Here is a 20,688-nt window from a genome sequence, read left to right on the forward strand (position 1 = left end):
TCCCCTCACCTTCCTAGAAGTCCCAGGTCAAACCCCAAGGCCACCACCATCAAAGTCGCCACAAAAACTAGTCCTGCGATCACGCTCCAGGTCACCACCGCATCCCGGTACCGTCCCCGAACCCAAGAAAGCCACACCTGCCCCCCATCTAAAGGAGGCAACGGGATAAGGTTGAACCAACCCAGGATCATGTTCAGGACAGTCCAGAAACCCAGAGCCTTGACCACACCACCTTCCACCATCTCCGCACCCCCCCGGAAAAAGGCCACGAACCCCATGTCCTCCCGGCTCAACCCACCCGAAAAAAGAAGGAACAGGTTCTCCCCCAAAATCCACGGGACGAGAAAAAAGGTGCTTATCCCCCTAACCAAAACCTCTCCGTTTCCCGTAAGTATCCCGGCCAAGACCAGGCCCAGAAAAGCTCCCAGGAAAGAGAAGAGAGGTCCTGCCAGGTAAACCCGGGTTGCTTGCCAGGGGGAAGCTGTGGAGAAGCGTTCCCCGGGTTTGACAAAGGCGTAGAGGGGCAAAAGCCCGAGGCGGTACTCGGTTTCTCCCACCCGCTTGCGCCAAACCCAAGGCGGACCGCCCAGGGCCACCGTTGCCACAGGGAAACCCATCCACTTTAGGGCCCACAGGTGTCCCTGTTCATGCACCACCAAGGCCAAGTAGAGGATGAGGAGCACGACCAAAAGCTCAAGCACTCTTCACCTCCATTCCCATGTAAGGAGGTGTGGTCTCCCCTCCTCCATGTTTCCGGCCTTCGGGGAGATACTGAACCATCCGTTTGACCACCTCCCCCAAGACCTCCGGCTCAACGCCAGCCTCCATGAGTTCCAGAAGCAAGAGAACCTCGGACTCATCCGCTTCCCCCTTCAACCGCACCGCCGCTTCCAGCACTTTCACATCGCCCAGGGGAAGAACCCGCTCCACCAAACCCTCTAGCTCCCGCCAACCCGCCCTGGGGGCTTTGCGGTTGGGAAACTTGTAGGCGTAGGGGCTCCTCGCCAGGATAATGGCGTAGGCTCCCGCCTCCCCCAAACGCCCCTCCCGCACCCAAGCCCCGTACCGGGCGAACTCCCGGTCCAAAAGCACCTTGAAACCCATGGTGAGGGCTTTCGCCAAGTAGCGGTCCCCCGAAATCCAAACCTCGGCCACCTTACGCGCCACCTCCGGTTGTTGCCTCAACTTCACCCTCGTCATGCCTCCCCTCCTTCGGCATCTCAGGCCCAGGAACCACAAACCCTATGCCCAATCTCTCCAGCATAAGCCGGTGTTCCCTCAACCACCGCACCGCGAAAGACAGGTCCTCCCAACTCACCTCCTTTCCTAGCCTCCTGTGCAAAAGCTCAAGCCAACGAGCTTCCGGCCAACTTGCCCGGCGTTTGAGGTGGATGGCCGCCTCCGCCCCCACCGCGTCCCCCTGGCGGGAAAAAAGCTCCACCAAAGGGTCCAGCTCGCGCCATCCCCCTGCAGGGCGCTCAGGCTGGTCCTTGTAAAACCAGGGGGATTTGACCATCAACCCCGCCAGCACCGCCGCCTCGCACGTCCGCCCCCGCTCCACAAGCTCCAAAAGCTTCCTCATCTCCCTCCGCCACAGCACACCCACGGCCCCTAAAAGCCCCAGGGCCAAAAACGTTTCCCCCTTCCGCAGTAGGGAAAGGATCTCGAGAGAAAGATTCTCCACAGGCTTCAAGACAGCACCCTCCCCAAGACCCCCGCCCAAAACGCAAGCTTGGTCCCCAAGCTCATAAGCTTCTCAGAAAGGTAAACCGCAGCACCCTGGGGATCCCCTAGAACCCAGGACGCCCACCTCATGGTCGTTGCTACAAATCCTTCCACTTCCCGCTCCAACCAAAGGGCCCAGCTTTGCAACCAGGCTTCCACCTCCTTCGGTGCCCAAAGCCAGTATCCCAGGACGAGTACCCCTGCAACTCCCAAGGCCCAGCGAAGGGGCACCCTAAGGAAGCTCCCCACCACCAATCCCGCCATGAACGCCAGGCTCATCGAGAAAAACACCTGCTCATACGGAAGCTGCCCTGGCATAGCTTTCCCCCCTCAACAGACCAGCGTACCTTGCCAACCCCAGGGCATCCAGAGCATGAGGGCGGTCCTTTCGGGACATTCGCCTGAGCTCGTCCAAAAGAGGGCCCCACCCGTCCAGGTACAACCGCAACCAAATCCCCCTGTCTGTGGGGTCCAGCCCCGAGGGAGGATGAAAACCGGGGATCCCTTTGAACCCTTGCGGAATCCGGGGAGCCATCTCCTGCTTCCAGCGGGGAGACACCGTTTCCGCCCCCAGGGCAACAAACGCTCCCACCAAAGCCACAGGAACCAGCGCATGCCGTCCCGGTCGTTTGCCCCGCACGCTCCACCCTTCCACCAAAATCACCTCCGCCTCCAAGAGAAGAGGGTGGAGTTCTCGCAAAGCTACACGCACAGCCTCTGTGGCATCTTCGGGTAAGCGTAGAACCCCCATTTTCCCTGGGGGAACAAGAGCGTAACCAAGGTGCTGTCCCGGATCAATCCCCAAGACCGAGAGCTTTTTTGACCCTTCCAGCCCAACCCTCATACCCTCTAAACCCCACGATGACCTCGTAATCCGAATCCCCCCGCCAAATCACGGTCGTGGGGGTGAGCTTAGCACCGGAAAGAGCGGCCTGAACTATACCCTTTTGCACCCAACGCTCGGCTTCCTCTTCCGTCCAGCCTTCCTCCTTCAGACGCTTCACCCAAAGGTCAAACGACCCCTGGTGTTTGGTCACCGGCACGTAGCGAACAAAAGGTACCAAATCGGCGTCTTGAGAGAGAGCTTCTTCCAAGCGCTGACAAAACGGACAAAGAGGATCCATAAAGAGTAAAACAAAGGGGGGTTTGCGGTAAGGCCAGGCCTCCTCCAGAACCCAGGAGGTGGGAACCACAGGAGACCGCGCGGGAGAGGTCAGAATCCCCCATGTCAACCCTATAGCCAAGAGAACCACCCCGAGAAATACTCGTTTAAGCCACCGGGGCATTCGTTACCTCCTCTATGGCTTTGGAAGCCCCTATGGAGCCATACTTCCGCAAGATGCCTACCGCCTGAGCCACCTCCACCATGCCCCGCCATCCTCTTCCCTGAGCGGCTGTTCCAAGCACCTGAAGAACCGAAGCCTCCAACCTGCCCCCGGCCAGCATCAGAAGCTCCACAACGGGCAAGCGATATTTCCCCTCTATCTCGGAAAGCACCCTCTCCGCACCTCTTCCCCTGAGCAAACCCCCCTCGTAGCTGAGCTCCGCTCCCAACAACCCAGCCCAGCTCAAGAGATGCCCCAACTCTTTGGCCTCGCGCTCTCTCAACATCCCTCACTTCAACGGTAGCATAAGAAACTTCCCTGGTAGAAAACAGGGCGACAAAACCCCCTATCCCCCTTTTGAAAGATCCGCGCCCTCCAACTCCTCCTCAAAGATCACCCCAGGGCTCTTGACCACTTCCTCCCGCTTCAGGTACAGGAGGAAACGCCTTCCCTCCTTCGTGTGCCTCACCTCCACCTCTATCCCCAATGCCCTCAGCGAGGAACGGAACCGCTGCACCAACCGCCCAAACGCCACAGGAGATGAAGGCCATCCCTTGGGACGAAACTTCGTCCCTTTGTAACCCACATGCTCCTCCAATGCCTCCAAGATCTCCTGGGAAAAACCCTCCAAACTCCCCCTCACCTGCACCAGGCTCACCAAAGTTGAGATGGCCTGGTTTTCGTGAACCGCCGTGACCTCCAAGGCCTCCCGAGAACGCTCGTAAGCCGCAAGAAACTTGTGGTGCAGATTCAGCGGAGAAAGCGCACGGTATACAAAACGAGTAAAATCCGCCATCCGGGGCAAATGAGAAAGCGTCTCCTGAGAAGCCAACCCCCAGGCCACCAGGTTCAACAACCCCCCCAGAATCGCCGAGTGCAAACGAGTAAACTCCCCCCAAACCTCCTCCTCCGGCTTACGCTCGTCCTCCGGCACCCGCACCAAGCTCACAGCTAATGACCGATCAATGAGGTCTGGTTGCGTCATGGGGTCAACCACCGAAGTCAGCACCACAGGACGCGCGTACTCCGCTACCTCCTCCTCCGCATCCGTAAAAAGCCGCCGCGCCACAAACCCCTCCCCCGTGGCTAAACGGCAAAGCGTGTCTGAAAGGTCCAAGGAAAGCTCAGAAATGTTGTCAAAAGCTAGGATCCAGCTCCAGCGGGCAGCCACCATGAGGTCCTTGGGGTCGCGTTTGGGAATGGCGCGAAGAGGAGCACGACCGGGATCCACCAGCATTTTCAAGAGCTTGGCCGTGGTTGACTTTCCAGCCCCTCGTTCCCCCTTGAGAAGCAGGGTGGGGTAAGGTCCCCTGGGGTTCAGGGTGCCCAAAAGCCAAGCCAGGAGGAGCGTAAAAGCCTCTTCTCCCTCTTCCTCATCTGGAAGGTTCAGAAGACGCCTGAGGAGCAAGGGATCCCCGTTCTTGTCAGGGAGAGGCAGAGGTCCAGCATGAGGGGAACGGACAAAACGAACGGGAGCCTCCTCAAGAGGAAGGGTATCCCACCCTCCAGGGTAAATGCGCACCACAGGCAGACCTTCCCCCAGGTCCAAGTAAATGTCCCCCCGTAGCCGGCCACCCGAACGAAAAGGGGAAACTCCGGAGCCTGATCCCCGTCAGCCTCCAGATGCAACACCAAATCGCTCCATTCGCTTCCCCGAAGCAGCACCCCCTCAGCCCGCATCTGGCCCAAAGCCCATGCCCGAAACCGACCATCCCTCACCCGGTACGAGCGTCCCCCAGGAAGGTCAGCAAAAACCTCCCGATCCTCCGTTCGCCAAAGCGATACCCTAGAACGCAAAAGGGAAAGCGCCGCATCCAGTTTGGAGCCCCCTTCAGACCTCGAGGGACTAGAAGATGACCTCCCGCCCGCCCGGTCAAGGGTCATCTCCCCATAGGTCCTACCTCCCCGGTCCTCGTCCCACTTTGGACGGTACAGGCCGGAAAGGCGGAACAACCGGTCTGCCTCGCCCTTGTCCCCCCGAGTAAAACGAAGCAAATGGGAAGCCAACGCCAAGTCAGCCTCACTCTGCGAGGGATAGCGCTCTTCCCATTCTCCCCGCCATAAGGCCTTCACCTCAGGGTGGGCCTCCAAATAGCGCACAAAGGCTTCCGGCAAAACCCTGGCGGCCAGGGAACGCAAGCGTTCCTCGGAAGCCTCCCGCAAGACACACTTTCCTTCCCAGCATCGTTCCGTCAGGGTGAAAAAGCGACCTCCAGGGGAGGAATAGACGTAGATCTCCACTCCCACACCTGACGGGAGCAAACCTCGGGAAGCTACAGGAGCAAACTGCCCCCTAAACAGAATGTGGACACCCTCCCCCGAAGGACTCCACTCCGTGTAGCTCCCCAGCGCCTCTATGATCTCAACAACCTCCTCGGGAACCCCCTCCCTCCCCTTCCAATCCAGGTCCACCCCGTGCAGGTCCCCGCCTAAAACAACGCCCACCCCGTCAAAACGCTTGGCTAAAACAAGAGCCTCCTCGTAAGTAAGCCACCCCTCCGGATTTCGCACCGAGGCTCTTCCCTTGCCGTTGTAAGGCACCTTGGTGCGCTTACCTCCGCGCTCTTCGTACCGCCACACCACAAAACGCTTGCCCAACGCCGCCCAATCAACACTCACGGCATACCTCCAAAACACAAACCACAGCGCTCCCGCTTCTACCCAACAAAACCCTCAACTCCCGCAAAACCTCCTCCAACGCCAAACCCTCCCATACCCCCACCAAACGCAAGTCCTCCTCCCGCCCCGTGGGAGAAATCAGAAGCCCCACTTCGCCCGGAAGCAAAACCACCTCCACCCGCTTCATGAAACCGCCTCCAGGTAGCTTTCAGCGAAACGGTCTAGTTCTGCCAGAGAAAACACGAGCATCCCCCGGGGGCCGGGAATGGAGCGGGGACGCAAACGGCCTTCCCGCACCGCTTGACGCACGGCTGCCTGGGAAAGTCCCAGATAACGCGCGGCCTCGGGTAGGCTAAGATAGCGGGGAATCACCCGTACCTCCAGAGGTTCCGTTCCCTCCATCCCCATGAGCTCCGCTAGAACATCGCCCACCCCCCGTCCCGTGAGCTCCGCCAGCACCCGTGCCAGTTTGGCTATGACAACTGGACGGCCCTGACGCTGGCCCATCTCCAAACGCCACACGGTGGCTTCCTCCACCCCTGCCCTCTGGGCCAACTCCCGGCGCGATAAACGAGCTTGCTCACGCAAGCGGCGCAAAACCTCTCCTCGCATACAATCATGCTATCTTTGTCTTGTCATTATGTCAATACACCCCTCAAAGTGGATATCCAAAATGGCTTTTCTTACCGCTCGGAAAATGCAGTAGTATGCTCCTATGTCCCTGGTTTGGGAGGGTTTAGACCCGAAGTCGTTATCTCAGATGAAGCCCAAGGAGTTCGGATCCTTCCTCAGGGAAGTAAGGCAAAGAAAGGGGCTTCGTCAACACCAAGTGGCCGCGAGGGCGGGGCTACATCCCGCCTACATCTCCAAGGTGGAACTGGGGGAGCGGGACATCCGCCGTATGAAAGCTACCACTGCCAGCGCCATCCTTAGGGCCTATGGGTTGAGTGAAGACATAATAGACGCACTTCTTCGCTTCTGGAGAAAACCCCAATCGCTCCCCGAACCCCCCGAACCCGTTTCTGAGAAAGAGGAGGGAGAACCCTTATATCCCGTTACTTTGCCCATCGTGGATGCAGGAGCAGGATCACCCTCGTGGGACGATGCCCGGGAGTTCGTCACCTTGTTTTTGCCGGAACTCAAAGGCAAGCGAAACCAAATCTTCGGCATCCGCATCGTGGGAGACTCAATGGAACCTCTCCTTTACGAGGGGGACGTGGCTGTGGTCTGGACAGAAGGAGGATACGACCCTGGCGCTATCGTCGCTATAGGCATCCCTGGAAACGGAATTGTGGTCAAACAACTCTATTACGCACAAAAAGGCGAACCCCTCATGCACAGCCTAAACCCTCGTTACCCAGATGAGCCATTACCTGAAGGGGCTAAAATATGGGGCCCCGTCATTCAGATAATCCGAAGCCTCCCCAATGGGAAACCAAAGAAAAAGCTTCTGACCTAGTTGGGCCTCTACTTCACCTTCCTCCCATGCGCCGGGGCCTCCTCCTCCAAACGCCGCACAAACCCCTCCAGCTCCTCCACCCGGATCAGCGTCCGCTTCCCCGCCTTGAAAGCCCTCAGCTCCCCCCGGGCAATCCAGTCCCGCACCTGCTTCTGCGACACCCCCAGCGCAAACGCCGCCTCCTTCACCCCCACCGCCAACCGCGAAAACCCACCCGCCCCTAAATGCCCTTCCAAAAACTCCCTGGACATCTCTCTCGCCTCCTTCACCTACTAAAGTAGAAAACACCTACCCCCGCTGTCAAGCGGTATCCTCTTCCCATGCCCCGCCGTCCCAAGGGTGAAGGATCCGTGCGCTACCGCAAGGACCTCAAGGCCTACGAGATCCGCCTCACCGTGGCCGGGAAGAGGAAGAGCGTCTACCTCAAGGGCCCCAGGAACCGGGAAAACGACCGGCGGGCCGATCTCCTCCGCCGCAAGCTGGCCCTGGCCTACGGCCTCACCCCCCTGGAAGGCTCGCCCCCTCCCCTCCTGGACTGGCTGGAGGCCCACACCGAAGCCCTCGCCGCCGAAGGCCGCCGGGACAACACCGTCTACAACTACGTCCTCTACCTCCGCCTCGTGCGCCTCCACCTGGGTAATCCCCGCCTGGACCAGGTGACCCCCGAGGCCCTGGAGGCCCTCTACCGCCGCCTGGCCGCAGAAGGCTACTCCAAAAGCGTCATCGCCCACGTGCGCAACTTCCTCCACAGCGCCTACGAACGCGCCCTCCGCTACGGACGCACCCCCCACAACCCCGTGGACCTCGCCAAGCTCCCCAGGCTCCCCTCCCGTGAAGCAGGCCGTGAACTCGGCGAAGACGAACTCCAGCGCATCCTCCAGGCCGCCCAAGGACACCGCCTCTTCCCCGTCTTCTACCTGGCCGCCGCCCTCGGCCTCCGCCGGGGCGAAATCCTCGGCCTCACCTGGGACGACCTGGACCTGGAACGGGGCGAGCTCCGCGTCCGCCGGGCCCTCGTCCCCAACCACATGACCGGCAAACCCACCCTCGGCCCCACCAAAACCCCAGGCTCCCAACGCACCCTCCCCCTCCCCGAAGAGGCCCGCCAGGTCCTCCTGGCCCACCGGGAACGCCTGGAAACCGAAGGCCTCTACCACCCCCAGGGCCTCGTCTTCCCCTCCACCACCGGCACACCCCTCCGCCCAGAAAACCTCCGCCGCATCTGGCTGGACATCCTCCAAAAGGCCGGGGTCCCCAGGGCCCGCCTTCACGACCTCCGGGCCACCTTCATCACCCGCATCATCCGCCAAACGGGCAACCCCAAACTCGCCGCTGCCCTGGCCGGACACCGAAGCCTCACCACCGCCCTCCAGCACTACGCCAAGGTCTCCCAAGACGACCTCAAGGCCACCCTCCGCTCCCTCAAGCTCTTGCCATCCGGCAACCCCGAGAAGGAGGATAAGGGGTAAACAAGGGGTAAGACCAAAGGAAAGCCCCGGGGGCTTCCCCGGGGATTTCTTCGTCCCCCAGCCTGGTGGAGCGGAGGGGATTCGAACCCCTGACCTCCCGCTTGCAAGGCGGGTGCTCTCCCTCTGAGCTACCGCCCCAAGCCTAGGGGAGTATAGCCCAAAAGGGGGGGCTTACGCAAAGGGCCTTCGCCCCCTATAATCGGGAAGGCGTGCCGAGCCAGCCCGCGGGCAGGGGAAGGTCCCGCGGGAAGTAGGTCGGTGCGCCAACGGAACGCCAAGCCCAACCTTCCCCGAACGGGAGGAATATGCCTGTGAACATCAGCGTCAAGGAGCTTCTGGAGGCAGGGGTCCACTTCGGCCACGAGCGCAAGCGCTGGAACCCCAAGTTCGGCCGCTTCATCTACGCGGAGCGCAACGGCATCCACATCATCGACCTGCAGAAGACCATGGTGGAGCTGGAGCGCACCTTCCGCTTCCTCGAGGACCTGGCCATGCGCGGGGGCACGGTGCTCTTCGTGGGCACCAAGAAGCAGGCCCAGGACATTGTGCGCATGGAGGCCGACCGGGCGGGGATGCCCTACGTGAACCAGCGCTGGCTGGGCGGGATGCTCACCAACTTCAAGACCATCTCCCAGCGGGTAAACCGCCTGGAGGAGCTGGAGAACCTCTTCGCCTCCCCGGAGATCCAGGACCGGCCCAAGAAGGAGCAGGTGCGCTTAAAGCACGAGCTGGATCGGTTGCACAAGTACCTTTCGGGCTTCCGCCGCCTGAAGCGCCTTCCTGACGCCATCTTCGTGGTGGACCCCACCAAGGAGGCCATCGCCGTGCGGGAGGCCCGCAAGCTCTTCATCCCCGTGGTGGCCCTGGCGGACACCGACTCCGACCCCGAACTGGTGGACTACATCATCCCCGGCAACGACGACGCCATCCGCTCCATCCAGCTCATCGTCTCCCGGGCCGTGGACCTCGTCATCCAGGCTCGAGGCGGGGTGGTGGAACCCTCCCCCTCCTACGCCCTGGTGGAGGAGGCCGAGAAGGCGGAAGCCCAGGTCCAAGGGGAATCCGACTTCGGCGAGGACGAGGTGGAAGCATGAGCCAGATGGAACTCATCAAGAAGCTGCGCGAGGCCACCGGGGCCGGGATGATGGACGTGAAGAAGGCCCTGGAAGACGCCGGCTGGAACGAGGAAAAGGCCGTCCAGCTCCTAAGGGAGCGCGGGGCCATGAAGGCGGCCAAGAAGGCGGAGCGGGAGGCCCGGGAGGGCATCATCGGCCACTACATCCACCACAACCAGCGGGTAGGGGTGCTGGTGGAGCTCAACTGCGAGACCGACTTCGTGGCCCGGAACGAGGTCTTCCAAAACCTGGCCAAGGACCTGGCCATGCACATCGCCATGATGAACCCCCGCTACGTCTCCGCCGAGGAGATCCCCGCGGAGGAGCTGGAACGGGAGCGGCAGATCTACATCCAGGCCGCCCTGAACGAAGGCAAGCCCCAGCAGATCGCCGAGAAGATCGCCGAAGGCCGTCTGAAGAAGTACCTGGAAGAGGTGGCCCTTTTGGAGCAACCCTTCGTCAAGGACGACAAGGTGAAGGTGAAGGAACTTCTCCAGCAAGCCATCGCCAAAACGGGGGAGAACATCGTGGTGCGGCGCTTCTGCCGCTTTGAGCTGGGGGCATAGGCCATGCGGGAAACCGGGGCCCTTACCCAAAGGGGCCCCGGTTTTGTTAAATCAGGTTGTGGGGCCAGATAAGCCATGAAGTACAAAAGGGTTCTCCTTAAACTCTCCGGCGAGTTTCTGACCGCAAATGGCTTCGGCATTGAACCCGAGGCCACCAAGGCCCTGGCCAAGGAGATCAAGGCCGCCTACGACACGGGAGTCCAGCTGGCCATCGTGATCGGGGCGGGGAACCTCTGGCGGGGAGCAAGGCAGGGGGTGGGTATGGACCGGGCCACCGCCGACTATATCGGCATGCTGGCCACCATCATGAACGCCCTAGCCCTGCAAGACGCCCTGGAGTCCCTAGGAATCCCCACCCGGGTCCAGACCGCCCTCACCATCACCCAGGTGGCCGAGCCCTACATCCGCAGGCGGGCCTTGCGCCACCTGGAGAAGGAACGCATCGTCATCTTCGGCGGGGGGACGGGCAACCCCTTCTTCTCCACGGACACCGCCGCCGCCCTAAGGGCCCTGGAGGTGGGGGCCGAGGTGGTCCTCATGGCCAAGAGCAAGGTGGATGGGGTCTACTCCGACGACCCCCGGAAGAACCCCAACGCGGTACGCTTTGACGAGCTCACCTACCTGCAGGTCTTGAACCGGGGCCTGCAGGTCATGGACACCACCGCCATCACCCTGTGCATGGAAGCGGGGCTTCCCATCGTGGTCTTTGATATCTTCAAACCCGGCGCCCTGGTGGGTATTATCCAGGGGGAAAAGGTAGGTACCTTGATCCACACCTGAAGGAGGTGCCATGAACCTGAAAGAGCTTTACGCGGAAACAAGGGCGCACATGCAAAAGAGCCTCGAGGCCCTGGAGCACAGCCTGGCGGGCCTTCGTACCGGGCGGGCCAACCCCGCCCTTCTCCTCCACCTCAAGGTGGAGTACTACGGCACCCATGTGCCCCTGAACCAGATCGCCACCGTAACCGCCCCCGACGCCAAGACCCTGGTGGTGCAGTCCTGGGACCAAAACGCCCTGAAGGCCATAGAGAAGGCCATCCGCGACTCGGACCTGGGCTTGAACCCCAGCAACAAAGGGGACGCCCTGTACATCAACATCCCCCCCTCACCGAGGAACGGCGTAAGGAGCTGGTGAAAACCGCCCGCCACTACGCCGAGGAGGGACGGATCGCCATCCGCAACGTTCGGCGCGAGGCCCTGGAAAAACTCAAGAAGCTCTCCAAGGAACTCCACCTCTCAGAGGACGATACCAAGCGGGCGGAAGCCGAAATCCAGAAGATCACCGACGAGTTCATCGCCAAGGCCGACGAGCTTCTGGAGAAGAAGGAGCAGGAGATCCTAGGCTAGGAAAGCCCCTTAGGACCCCGTTTTGTTGGCTGTGGACGGCTTACCCAAATCGTATGGGCCCCTTACCCGGGGGCCCACGGGGAGGGAGGGGTGATGGAGGGCAGGGACGACCTGCCCACCCGGGTCCTCTCCGCCCTGGTAGGGGTTCTTTTGCTCCTATGGGTGCTCTGGGGGGGACTCGCCCTCATCCTGCCCACCCTGGTCTTCGTCCTGTGGCTGGGGAGCCTGGAGCTTAGGGACATGCTGGCCAAAAGGGGCATCCGGCTGAACCTGCCCTTCCTGGTGGGCGGGGGGGTACTCCTCTTCCTCTTCTCCTTACCCCAGCTCTACTGGCACTTCCCCCAGGTGCCCTGGCGGGAGGTGGCCCTGGGGCTTTTCCTGCTGGGGAGCTTCAGCCATGAGCTGCTCAAGGGAGCCGACCTCACCCGCTTCGCCTTCACCCTCATGGCCTTTTTGTACCTGCCCTGGAGCCTGGGGTATGTTCTCCTCCTGCGGGAGATCCCGGACAGCACCCTGGGCCTTTGGACCCTTTCCCTGCCCCTGGTGGCCAGCTTCGCCACCGACATCGGCGCCTACTTCGTGGGCCGGGCCTTGGGGCGGCAAAAGCTGGCCCCGGAAATCTCCCCCGGCAAGACGGTGGAGGGCTCTTTGGGAGGGATTGCGGTAAGCTTCCTGGCCCTGGCCCTCTATACCGGGCTGGTGCGGGAGGTCTTCCCCTTCGGCCTCTTGGAACTTTGGCTTTTCAGCCTCCTCCTTTCCCTGGCTGCCCAGCTTGGGGACCTGGTGGAGTCCATGTTGAAGCGGTACTGTGGGGTGAAGGACTCGGGGCACTTCCTTCCCGGCCACGGCGGCCTTCTGGATAGGATTGACAGCCTTCTCTTCACCTTCCCCCTCACCTACTTTTTGGTGGTGCTCTTCACATGAAACGGGTGGTGATCCTGGGCTCCACGGGTTCCATAGGGCAGCAGGCCCTCGAGGTGTGCCGCTGGCGGGGCTACCGGGTGGTGGGGCTTGCCGCCGGGCAAAACCTGGAGGAGCTCTCCCGCCAAATTCAAGATTGGAGGCCCCTCCTGGTGGCCGCCCACAAAAGCCTCCACGGGGAGCTAAAGGCTCGCTTCCCCGGGCTAAGGCTTGGCACCCCGGAAGAGGTGGCCTCCTTGGAAGCGGAGGTGGCCGTGGCCGCCATTCCGGGCCTTGCGGGGCTTGCTCCTACCCGGGCTGCGGCCAGAACAGGAAAGCGCCTGGCCCTGGCCAACAAGGAGGCCATGGTGGCAGCGGGGCCCCTCCTCTGGCAGGAGGTGGAAGCCCAGGGGGCCGAGATCCTCCCCGTGGACTCCGAGCACTCGGCGCTTTTCCAGGCCCTTTTGGGGGAAAGGCGGGAGGACGTGGCCGAGCTCATCCTCACGGCAAGCGGAGGGCCTTTCCTGCGGGAGCCCGAGGACCTCTCCCAGGTCACCCCGGCCATGGCCTTAAACCATCCCCGCTGGCGCATGGGCCCCAAGGTGACGATAGACTCCGCCACCCTCTTCAACAAGGGCCTCGAGGTCCTCGAGGCCAAGGAGCTTTTCCGCTTTCCCTTAGAGAAGATCAAGGTCCTGGTTCACCCCCAGGCTTATGTCCACGGCCTGGTCCGCTTCGTGGACGGGAGCCTCAAGGCCCAACTGGGCCCCACGGACATGCGCCTTCCCATCCAGTACGCCCTCACCTACCCCGAAAGGGCGGAAACTCCTTTGCAGAACCTGCCTATCCCCGGGGTGCTGGAGTTTTTGGAGCCGGACCTAAAGCGCTTCCCCGCCCTGGCGGTGGCTTATGAAGCGGGCAGGCGGGGCGGGGTGGCCCAGGTAGCGGTTTCCGCCGCCGACGAGGTGGCGGTGGAGGCCTTTCTTGCCGGAAAGATCCCCTTTACTGAAATCCCAAAGATCCTGGCCCAAGTCCTGGAAAACACCCCTTCCCTTCCCCTAACATGGGAGAACCTCTTCGCCGTGGATACCTGGGCCCGGGAAGAGGCCAAGAGGTGGGCATGAGCCTGTTCTGGTTTTTGATCATCATCGGCGTGAGCATCTTCGTGCACGAGCTGGGGCACTACCTGGCGGCACGGGTCCAAGGGGTGCGGGTCAAGGCCTTCAGCCTGGGCTTCGGCCCCGTCCTTTTCCGGCGGCAAGCCTGGGGAACGGAGTGGCGGCTTTCCGCCATTCCCCTGGGAGGGTACGCGGACATCGAGGGCCTCCTCCCCGAGGAGCGGGGCCGGGGGTATGATGCCCTTCCCTTCTTGGGGAAGCTTTGGGTCCTTTTGGCGGGAGTGGTCATGAACGTCCTCCTGGCCTGGGGACTCCTGGCCTACCTCTTCAGCACTCAAGGGGTGCCGGAGGCCACGGGAAGGGCGGTGATCCTGGAAGTCCTCCCGGGGAGCGTGGCGGAAGCAGCGGGGCTACGGGCCGGGGACATCCTGGTGGCCGTGGACGGGATACCCCTCACCCAGGCCCAGGGGATTGAACGGGTGAAGACCCCAGGGGAGCACACCCTCACCGTGCGCCGTCAGGGACAAGAGGTCACCCTCTCCCTCACCTGGCAGGAAGGCACGGAGCGGCTTGGGGTGGTGTACCAGCCCGAGGTGGCCTTCCGCCGGGTGGGGTTCTTGGAAGGACTGGGGCTGGCCGTGGGCCGTACCCTGTCCTTCGGACCCCAGATGGTGAAGGCATTGGTGGGAGGGCTTTTGGGGGTGCTGGCCGGGAACCCGGATAGTGGGGTGGTGGGCCCCTTGGGCATCGTGGCGGAAACAGGCCGGGCAGCCCAAGAGGGGCCTTTCCGCCTCCTGGAGCTTACCGTGGCCATCAACCTCTCCCTGGCCCTTTTCAACCTTTTGCCCATCCCTGCCCTGGATGGCGGGCGCATCCTCCTCCTCTTCCTCTCCCGTTTCCTCCGCATCCGCCCCGAGCAGGAGGCGATGGTCCACTACCTGGGCTTCGCCTTCCTCATCCTCCTGGTCATCCTGGTCACCTTCCAGGACCTAAGGAGGCTTCTCGGGGGCTAGATGGAGGCCACGGTCCTCATCCCTGCCTACAACGAGGAGGCCACCATCGCAGGGGTGGTGCGGGTGGCCAAGGAGGCAGGGTTCCCCGTGGTAGTGGCGGACGACGGCTCAGAGGATCGCACCGCCCAGGAGGCCGCCAGCGCTGGAGCCCAGGTGGTGCGCCTGCCCCACAACCGGGGTAAGGGCGGGGCCATCGCCGAAGGGCTCAAACGGGTGAACACCCCCTTGGTCCTCCTCCTTGATGCGGATCTTCTGGGTCTTGCCCCGCACCATTTGGAGTCCCTGCTGGACCCTGTGGCAGAGGGAAAGGCGGAGATGACGGTGGGCATCTTCCAAGGGGGAAGGCTCTCCACGGATCTCGCCATGCGCCTCACCCCCTTTCTCTCCGGACAGCGGGCCCTGAAGACGGAGGATTTGCGAGGGGTGCAGGGCCTCGAGGGTGCCCGATACGACTTGGAGCTCCTCCTCACCCGCCACGCCAAAAAGGCGGGCTGGCGGGTCCTCTACCTGCCCCTTCCTGGGGTGAGCCAGGTGATGAAGGAGGAAAAGCGGGGACTTCTACCGGGATTTCTCCACCGCCTGCGCATGTACCGGGAAATCCTGCGCTACTACCTCAAGGCCAAGGCTTAGGGCCCCTGCCTGGGCGTAAGGGCCTGCGGAAGCCTTAAAAGCTCCACCCAGGCCTCCCCGGTGCGGTAGGCCACCACCCCGAGGCCGGGAACCAGGAAGATCTCCTTGAGATCCGTACCTCCTTTCTCCGTGGTGTAGGCTACCCGCACCCGGTAGGCGTTGAAGGCCCCGGCCTTCACCCTTACCCCTTCGATTCCCTCCACCCGTGCGGAAAGGGCCACCCGCTGTCCACGAAATTGGGCGCTTCCGCCCCAGGAAAGCCCCAGGTCCAGCCTCGAGGGGTAGAGGAGAAGGGGGGGCGTAAAGGGAAAGTACCCCTCGGGCAGACCCACCCCCAGGAGAAAAAGCCCCTCGGTTCCCCCCTTGAGCCGGTCCTCACGGAAGACCCGCCCCTCCTTTAGGTAGCGGAGGCGATACCCCTCCTGGGTGGGGAGGAGCTCCTGCTGGGTGCCATCGGAGTACAGGTACCGTCCCCCTCCCTGGGGAAAGACCTGGCCCAGAGCCAGGGAAAGGAAAACCGGCACCGCCCAGAGGAACCGCCAAAGTCCCCCGCCCTTAGCGCCTCCCATACCCTTACTCCGCCTCTCCCAGCTCGTGCCCGCGCCGGGTGGCGGCCTCCACCGCCTCGTAGAAGGCGGCTCTTAAGGAACGGGCCTCGAGGGCATGAAGGCCGTGGATGGTGGTTCCCCCGGGGCTTGCCACCTCGTCCTTGAGCTGGGCGGGATGACGGCTTTTCAAAAGCTCCCCCGTGGCCGCCAGGGCCTCCGCCGCCAGGCGCAGGGCCAGGGCCCGGGGCATACCCATCTTCACCCCAGCATCGGCCAAAGCCTCCGCCACCACCGCCAAATAGGCGGGGGCAGAAGCGGACATGGCGGTGAAGGGGTCAAAGAGGTGTTCGGGGATCTCGTACACATCCCCCACGGTGGCGAAAAGGGTGCGGGCGAAGTCCAGGTCCCCGGCCTCCCGGGCCTCCCTTAAGGCGGTGAGGGCGGTGGAACTCTCCCCGATCACCGCCGCCAGGTTGGGCATGGCCCGCACCACCCGCCGGGTATCCAGCCTGCGGGAAAGGACCGCCGTGGATACCCCGGCCATGATGGAGATGTACCCCACCCCGGGGTGGGCGATCTCCGGGGCCAGATGGGGAAAATCCCGGGGCTGGACCGCCAAAAGCACCCTCTCCGCCTGGGCGAGTTCCTTAAGGGCCAGAGGACGAAGGCCAAAGGCCTCGGCCAGCTCCCGGGTACGCTCCGGGGTACGGCCCACCACCCCCACCTCCCCGGGCCTGAGGAAGCCCCGGTCCAAGGCCCCCTTCAGGATGCTTTTCCCCATCTTGCCCAGGCCCACGAACACCAGCTTCATGATCTAGAGTTTACCTTCCGCAGGCGCAGGTAATAAAACCCATCCAAGCCTCCCTCCGGGGCCACATAGATACCCAGGCCCGACCGCAGTACGGGGAAGGGGCAGGCTATGGGCTCCGGCTCAAACTCCGGGTGCTGGGCAAGAAAGGCCCGGGCCACCCCTTCCCCCTCCTCCTCCGTCAGGGTGCAGACGCTATAGACCAGCACCCCTCCCTCCTCCGTGGCCCGGGCGGCGGTCTCCAGAAGCTTAAGCTGCAGCTCCGCCATGCGCCTCGGGTCTTCTGGAGCTAAGCGGTAGCGGAGCTCGGGATGGCTCCGGAAAGTGCCGGTTCCGGTGCAAGGGGCGTCCAGAAGAACCTTTTTGGCCTTCTCGGAAAGGGGTTCCGTCAGGTCCTGGGTGCGGTAGGCCACCCTCAGGCCCAGCTTCCTCGCCGTTTTCTCCCCCGCCTCCTGGCGCCTGGGGTTAAGGTCGTAGGAAACCACCTCCGCCCCCTTGGCGGCCAGGTAAAAGGCCTTAAGCCCCGCACCCCCGCACAGGTCCAGCACCCTTTCCCCCGACTTGGGCTCCAAAAGCTGCGCAGCGAACAGGGAGGCCGGGTTTTGCGGCTGCAGGCCCAAGGCGGAGAAATCGGTCTTGGGACCTTCCCAGACGTAGCTGTCCGGAAGGGGCCCCGGCCTCAACCCCTCCACGGGGCGGTACGCGGTGACGAAGAGGGGAGCGGGCTCGTTGAACCCTTCGGCGAAGGCCACCTGGCCGAAGAATTCTTGCCAGGCTTGGCAAAGCCAGCCGGGCAGGCTGAGGCGTACGCACTCCGGGGCCTCCCGCAGGCTTAAACGACGGAGCACGGCGTTGACCAGGCCGGCAAGGCGAGGAGAGGCCTTCTTGGCCTCCTCCACCCAGGGGCTCACCCGGGCATGGTCCGCCTTGCCAGACAGCCACTCCCAGGCCCCCAGGCGCAGGATCCAGCGCACCTGGGGAGGAAGCCTCTCCGGCTTCCTGAGGTGGGGCTCCAAGAGAAAGTCCAAGTACTTCAGGCGGCGCAGGACCCCGTACACCAGGTGGGTGGCGTAGGCCTTGTCCCGCTCGGACCAGGGCAGACGGTCTAAAGTCCGGTCCAGAAGCAATTGGGCCCGGCCACCCCGCTCCACCTCGAGGAGGATGCGAACGGCCAGGGCCCTGGGGCTTTCCGGCCTCAAGACTCCAGGGGATGGGCCTTGATGCTGAACTTAAGGGCGGTCCGCTCCTCGTTCTCCAGGTCCAGCTTGACGAAGGCCGGCTTGACCACCAGGTCCAGGTTGTCGGGGGCGATGTACCCCCGGGCGATGGCGATGGCCTTCACCGCCTGGTTCACCGCCTGGGGCCCGATGGCCTGCACCTCCACCTCCCCCTTGGTGCGCAAGAGCGCCGCGATGGCGCCGGCCACGGAGTTGGGGCGGGACTTGGAAGACACGCGCAACGTTTCCACTTTGACCTCCTGAAAGCTCTTGGGCCACCCCGCTTTGGAAGGACATGGGCGGCTTCAGGCCCATGGTAGAGCAAAAGGGCCCCATGTGCAACTAGGAAGCCAGAACCCGTTCCTCCAGGCCCTTAAGAAGGCTTTCTATGTTCTCCTGCATGAGCTTTTGCACCAGCTTCTGCAAAAGCCCCCCGAAGATGGGGATGGTGAGCTCATAGGTCAGGCTCAGGACCACCCGGGTCCCCTCCCCCTCCGGCAGGAAGACCCAGGTGCCCTCGTACCGGTCAAAATCCCCTTCCGGGGAGTAGAAGCGGTTCCTCAGGTTCTGGTCGTCCCACTCCTCCTCCTCCAGCCAACGCACCTTCTTGCCCATGGCCACCGCCACCCATTCGCTTCGGGTGCGGTTGCCCTCCTGGGAGAGCACCTTGAGGCTTTCCACCTCCTTGAGGTAGGGCTTCAAGCCCTCCAGGTCCTTGGCCAGGGCATACACCTTTTCCGCTGGCGCCTTGATCCAGCGTTCCGCGCGCACCTCGGGCATGGGCTCTTTTTACCCGCTTTCCTCCTCCTTGACAAGCCGGTAGGCCTCTAGCGCCACGGAAAGGGGAAAACCCCGGCCCTGAAGGAAGCGCACCGCCTTGGCCTTGTCCTGGCGGCGGGGGTAGCGGCGGAGGACGTTGAGCGCGGCCTCCAGGCTCTCCTCCTCCCCATAGGCGGCAAGGACTTCCTCCACCACCTCCTCCGGAACCCCCTGGGCTTTCAGGAGAAACCGGAGCTTATGGGGGCCGTACTTCCGCCTGCTGGCCACGAAGGTTTCCGCAAAGGCCCGGTCGTCCAGATAACCCAGCTCCTCGAGGCGGGCCAGGGCTCCCTCCACCTCCCCTTCGGGAAAGCGGCCGAGAAGCTTCTCCCGCAGGCGGGCCCGGCTCATGGCCCTTTGGGAAAGGAGCCTTAAGGCATAGGCCAGGGCCTCAGCCTTTTCCATACCCATAGGGTACGCTAAAGCCCATGCGGGTCTTCGCCATCGCCGACCCCCACCTCTCCCGCCTGCACCCCAAGCCCATGACCATCTTCGGTCCCAACTGGCAGGGCCACCCGGAGGCCTTCTTCCGGGGCTGGCGGGAGGTGGTGGCGGAGGGGGACCTGGTAATCGTCCCCGGGGACATCTCCTGGGCCATGCGCCTCTCGGAGGCCCTGCCGGACCTTTTGGACCTGGCCGCCTTGCCCGGCAAAAAAGTGCTCCTGAAGGGGAACCACGACTACTGGTGGCCTTCCATAACCCGCCTGAGGGCCGTTTTGCCCGAGGGCATGTACGCCCTGCAAAACGATGCCCTGGTCCTAGACGGGGTGGCGGTGGCGGGAAGTAGGGGCTGGCAGTACCCCCCCGCCGCCCCGGAGGACGAACGGATCTTCGCCCGGGAGGTGGAGCGGCTCAAGCTCTCCCTACAGGACCTCAAGGGCAAACCCTACCGCCACCTGGTGGTGGCCTTCCACTTCCCCCCCTTCGGCCCCAAGGGGGAGGCCACCTCCCTTTTGGAGCTGGCCGCGGAGGCCAAGCCCCAGGCCATCGTCTACGGCCACCTGCACGGGGCCGACCCGGAAAAGCTTCCCAAGGAGTACCAGGGCATCCCCCTCCACTTGGTGGCCGCCGACGCCCTGGCCTTCCGGCCCAAGCTGATCCTGGAGGTAGGATAAAGGGGTGATCACCGCCTTCGTACTCATCCGTGCCCGCGGGGACCGGATCGCCGCCTTGGGCGAGGCCATCGCCGAACTCCCCCAGGTGGCCGAGGTCTACTCGGTTACGGGCCCCTTCGACCTGGTGGCCCTTTTGCGCCTGAAGGACCTCGAGGAACTGGACGATGCCGTCACCCAGGGGATCCTGGCCCTGGAAGGGGTGGAGCGCACGGAAACCCTCCTGGCCTTCCGCGCTTACCCCAAGAAGCTCCTGGACCAGGGCTTCGCCCTGGGCGGGGAGTAGGCCTTAAGGCCTTGGTTCCCTCACCCCTGGGCTTCCTCCTGGCCCTCCAAGGAGGGCTACTCCTCCTTGGGGCTTCGGGCATGCTCCTCTTGGGCCTTCCCTTTGGCCAGGCGGGCCCCAAGGAGCTTTTCTATGCCCTGGGCCTCTTCCTGGCCTTGGCCGCTTTGGAGGAAGCCTTCCGACACCTTTTCCCCGCTTCCTTCCGGGAGGCGGAAAGCCTCCACCGGGCCTTGGGAGAGGCCCTGCGCCGGGCCGGGGTAGGACCTGCAATCCTCCTTCTCCTCGCCCTCCTTTCGGGGGTGGCGGAGGAGGTCTTCTTCCGAGGGCTTCTGCAAAGCCTCCTCATGGCCTGGCTGGGGCCCTCGGGGCTCTTCTTTCAGGCCCTGGTCTTCGCCCTTCTTCACCCCGCCCCCAGGCGGGCCCTTGCCTACCCGGTATACACCGGGCTTGCCGGGCTCCTTTTCGGGCTCACCTACCTTCTCACCGGAAGCCTTCTTCCCAGCATCCTGGCCCACTTCCTCCACAACGCCCGGGGGTTCTACGAGATCTCAAGAAGCTAGAAAAGCTTAGCGCAAAACCCCTTCCCCGGCTAGAACCAGGGCCACATTCTCC

At 63.1% G+C, this 20,688-nt stretch carries 27 protein-coding genes, 1 tRNA gene and 1 pseudogene; 13 read left to right on the forward strand and 16 right to left on the reverse strand.

What is annotated here, in order from left to right:
* Window positions 1-5: 5 nt before the first annotated feature.
* The 8 genes from EBI04_RS04920 to EBI04_RS04960 all read right to left on the reverse strand — a co-directional run bounded on the left by EBI04_RS04920 (window position 6) and on the right by EBI04_RS04960 (window position 6,281).
* On the reverse strand, window positions 6-701 hold the full coding sequence (locus EBI04_RS04920) for a site-2 protease family protein (protein WP_135256438.1): 696 nt from the start codon (window positions 699-701) through the stop codon (window positions 6-8).
* Window positions 694-1,200: a hypothetical protein gene (locus EBI04_RS04925; protein ID WP_135256440.1), complete on the reverse strand. Its 507-nt coding sequence runs from the start codon at window positions 1,198-1,200 to the stop codon at window positions 694-696. Before EBI04_RS04925 ends, EBI04_RS04920 begins: the two co-directional genes overlap by 8 nt.
* Window positions 1,157-1,582 carry a hypothetical protein gene (locus EBI04_RS04930; RefSeq protein WP_167481889.1) on the reverse strand — a complete coding sequence of 142 codons (426 nt, stop codon included), beginning with the start codon at window positions 1,580-1,582 and terminating at the stop codon, window positions 1,157-1,159. Before EBI04_RS04930 ends, EBI04_RS04925 begins: the two co-directional genes overlap by 44 nt.
* Window positions 1,583-2,519: 937 nt before the next feature.
* Window positions 2,520-3,011, reverse strand: a complete 492-nt coding sequence (locus tag EBI04_RS04935) for a thioredoxin fold domain-containing protein (RefSeq protein WP_135256444.1) — start codon at window positions 3,009-3,011, stop codon at window positions 2,520-2,522.
* On the reverse strand, window positions 2,995-3,336 hold the full coding sequence (locus EBI04_RS04940; RefSeq protein WP_135256446.1) for a hypothetical protein: 342 nt from the start codon (window positions 3,334-3,336) through the stop codon (window positions 2,995-2,997). Before EBI04_RS04940 ends, EBI04_RS04935 begins: the two co-directional genes overlap by 17 nt.
* A 60-nt stretch (window positions 3,337-3,396) precedes the next feature.
* A complete protein-coding gene (locus EBI04_RS04945) occupies window positions 3,397-4,458 on the reverse strand; it encodes an AICE element replication initiation protein (RefSeq protein WP_135256448.1) in 1,062 nt (353 codons plus the stop codon).
* Window positions 4,437-5,669: a phage NrS-1 polymerase family protein gene (locus tag EBI04_RS13290; protein WP_206202072.1), complete on the reverse strand. Its 1,233-nt coding sequence runs from the start codon at window positions 5,667-5,669 to the stop codon at window positions 4,437-4,439. Before EBI04_RS13290 ends, EBI04_RS04945 begins: the two co-directional genes overlap by 22 nt.
* Window positions 5,670-5,852: 183 nt before the next feature.
* Window positions 5,853-6,281 (reverse strand): helix-turn-helix domain-containing protein, encoded by a 429-nt coding sequence (locus EBI04_RS04960; protein ID WP_135256452.1) that lies wholly within the window; start codon window positions 6,279-6,281, stop codon window positions 5,853-5,855.
* 103 nt (window positions 6,282-6,384) lie between these two features.
* Between EBI04_RS04960 and EBI04_RS04965 the strand changes: the two genes are divergently transcribed.
* Window positions 6,385-7,128: a S24 family peptidase gene (locus EBI04_RS04965; RefSeq protein WP_135256454.1), complete on the forward strand. Its 744-nt coding sequence runs from the start codon at window positions 6,385-6,387 to the stop codon at window positions 7,126-7,128.
* Window positions 7,129-7,136: 8 nt separating this feature from the next.
* Here EBI04_RS04965 and EBI04_RS04970 read toward each other — a convergent pair whose 3' ends face one another.
* Window positions 7,137-7,397, reverse strand: a complete 261-nt coding sequence (locus EBI04_RS04970; protein WP_206202073.1) for a helix-turn-helix domain-containing protein — start codon at window positions 7,395-7,397, stop codon at window positions 7,137-7,139.
* Between the two features lie 51 nt (window positions 7,398-7,448).
* Here EBI04_RS04970 and EBI04_RS04975 point away from each other — a divergent pair, with 51 nt between their 5' ends.
* Window positions 7,449-8,597, forward strand: coding sequence for a tyrosine-type recombinase/integrase (locus EBI04_RS04975; protein ID WP_135256456.1), 1,149 nt, complete (start codon window positions 7,449-7,451; stop codon window positions 8,595-8,597).
* A 63-nt stretch (window positions 8,598-8,660) separates the two neighbouring features.
* Here the strand turns inward: EBI04_RS04975 and EBI04_RS04980 are convergent.
* Window positions 8,661-8,735: transfer RNA gene (locus tag EBI04_RS04980), tRNA-Ala, on the reverse strand.
* A 167-nt stretch (window positions 8,736-8,902) separates the two neighbouring features.
* Between EBI04_RS04980 and rpsB the strand changes: the two genes are divergently transcribed.
* The 8 genes and pseudogenes from rpsB (at window position 8,903) to EBI04_RS05020 (ending at window position 15,286) form a co-directional block, all read left to right on the forward strand.
* Entirely contained in the window at window positions 8,903-9,691 is a 789-nt protein-coding gene (gene rpsB, locus EBI04_RS04985; protein WP_135256458.1) for a 30S ribosomal protein S2, read from the forward strand.
* Window positions 9,688-10,278, forward strand: a complete 591-nt coding sequence (tsf, locus tag EBI04_RS04990; RefSeq protein WP_135256460.1) for a translation elongation factor Ts — start codon at window positions 9,688-9,690, stop codon at window positions 10,276-10,278. The genes rpsB and tsf overlap by 4 nt, the downstream gene beginning before the upstream one ends.
* A 75-nt stretch (window positions 10,279-10,353) precedes the next feature.
* Complete coding sequence (gene pyrH / locus EBI04_RS04995) at window positions 10,354-11,058, forward strand: UMP kinase (RefSeq protein WP_135256462.1); 705 nt, start codon at window positions 10,354-10,356, stop codon at window positions 11,056-11,058.
* A 49-nt stretch (window positions 11,059-11,107) separates the two neighbouring features.
* Window positions 11,108-11,625: pseudogene (frr, locus tag EBI04_RS05000) on the forward strand (ribosome recycling factor).
* 93 nt (window positions 11,626-11,718) lie between these two features.
* Window positions 11,719-12,549 carry a phosphatidate cytidylyltransferase gene (locus EBI04_RS05005; RefSeq protein WP_135256464.1) on the forward strand — a complete coding sequence of 277 codons (831 nt, stop codon included), beginning with the start codon at window positions 11,719-11,721 and terminating at the stop codon, window positions 12,547-12,549.
* Complete coding sequence (gene dxr / locus EBI04_RS05010) at window positions 12,546-13,649, forward strand: 1-deoxy-D-xylulose-5-phosphate reductoisomerase (protein WP_135256466.1); 1,104 nt, start codon at window positions 12,546-12,548, stop codon at window positions 13,647-13,649. Before EBI04_RS05005 ends, dxr begins: the two co-directional genes overlap by 4 nt.
* On the forward strand, window positions 13,646-14,656 hold the full coding sequence (locus EBI04_RS05015) for a M50 family metallopeptidase (protein WP_135256468.1): 1,011 nt from the start codon (window positions 13,646-13,648) through the stop codon (window positions 14,654-14,656). Before dxr ends, EBI04_RS05015 begins: the two co-directional genes overlap by 4 nt.
* Window positions 14,657-15,286 carry a glycosyltransferase family 2 protein gene (locus EBI04_RS05020; RefSeq protein ID WP_135256470.1) on the forward strand — a complete coding sequence of 210 codons (630 nt, stop codon included), beginning with the start codon at window positions 14,657-14,659 and terminating at the stop codon, window positions 15,284-15,286.
* On the opposite strand, the gene EBI04_RS05025 is transcribed toward EBI04_RS05020, so the two are convergent.
* The 6 genes from EBI04_RS05025 to EBI04_RS05050 form a co-directional block, all read right to left on the reverse strand.
* The gene (locus EBI04_RS05025; RefSeq protein WP_135256472.1) at window positions 15,283-15,855 is read right to left on the reverse strand and encodes a hypothetical protein; all 573 of its coding nucleotides are present in this window, start codon (window positions 15,853-15,855) and stop codon (window positions 15,283-15,285) included. The genes EBI04_RS05020 and EBI04_RS05025 overlap by 4 nt on opposite strands.
* Before the next feature lie 4 nt (window positions 15,856-15,859).
* On the reverse strand, window positions 15,860-16,645 hold the full coding sequence (proC, locus tag EBI04_RS05030; protein ID WP_135256474.1) for a pyrroline-5-carboxylate reductase: 786 nt from the start codon (window positions 16,643-16,645) through the stop codon (window positions 15,860-15,862).
* Window positions 16,642-17,841 carry a transcription antitermination factor NusB gene (locus EBI04_RS05035; protein ID WP_135256476.1) on the reverse strand — a complete coding sequence of 400 codons (1,200 nt, stop codon included), beginning with the start codon at window positions 17,839-17,841 and terminating at the stop codon, window positions 16,642-16,644. Before EBI04_RS05035 ends, proC begins: the two co-directional genes overlap by 4 nt.
* Window positions 17,838-18,110 (reverse strand): stage V sporulation protein S, encoded by a 273-nt coding sequence (locus EBI04_RS05040; RefSeq protein ID WP_014515944.1) that lies wholly within the window; start codon window positions 18,108-18,110, stop codon window positions 17,838-17,840. The genes EBI04_RS05035 and EBI04_RS05040 overlap by 4 nt, the downstream gene beginning before the upstream one ends.
* 91 nt (window positions 18,111-18,201) lie before the next feature.
* Window positions 18,202-18,639: a type II toxin-antitoxin system RatA family toxin gene (locus EBI04_RS05045; RefSeq protein WP_135256478.1), complete on the reverse strand. Its 438-nt coding sequence runs from the start codon at window positions 18,637-18,639 to the stop codon at window positions 18,202-18,204.
* A gap of 9 nt (window positions 18,640-18,648) precedes the next feature.
* Window positions 18,649-19,089, reverse strand: coding sequence for a regulatory protein RecX (locus tag EBI04_RS05050; protein ID WP_135256480.1), 441 nt, complete (start codon window positions 19,087-19,089; stop codon window positions 18,649-18,651).
* 17 nt (window positions 19,090-19,106) lie between these two features.
* Between EBI04_RS05050 and EBI04_RS05055 the strand changes: the two genes are divergently transcribed.
* From EBI04_RS05055 to EBI04_RS05065, 3 genes are read left to right on the forward strand one after another with little or no spacing between them, the layout of a single operon-like run.
* Window positions 19,107-19,793 (forward strand): metallophosphoesterase, encoded by a 687-nt coding sequence (locus EBI04_RS05055; RefSeq protein WP_135256482.1) that lies wholly within the window; start codon window positions 19,107-19,109, stop codon window positions 19,791-19,793.
* Window positions 19,794-19,797: 4 nt separating this feature from the next.
* Window positions 19,798-20,076 carry an Lrp/AsnC family transcriptional regulator gene (locus tag EBI04_RS05060; protein WP_105317644.1) on the forward strand — a complete coding sequence of 93 codons (279 nt, stop codon included), beginning with the start codon at window positions 19,798-19,800 and terminating at the stop codon, window positions 20,074-20,076.
* A gap of 11 nt (window positions 20,077-20,087) precedes the next feature.
* Window positions 20,088-20,636, forward strand: a complete 549-nt coding sequence (locus EBI04_RS05065; RefSeq protein ID WP_135256484.1) for a CPBP family intramembrane glutamic endopeptidase — start codon at window positions 20,088-20,090, stop codon at window positions 20,634-20,636.
* Window positions 20,637-20,688 lie beyond the last annotated feature (52 nt).

This window comes from Thermus caldilimi, assembly GCF_004684245.1.
GTDB classification, from domain to species: domain Bacteria; phylum Deinococcota; class Deinococci; order Deinococcales; family Thermaceae; genus Thermus; species Thermus caldilimi.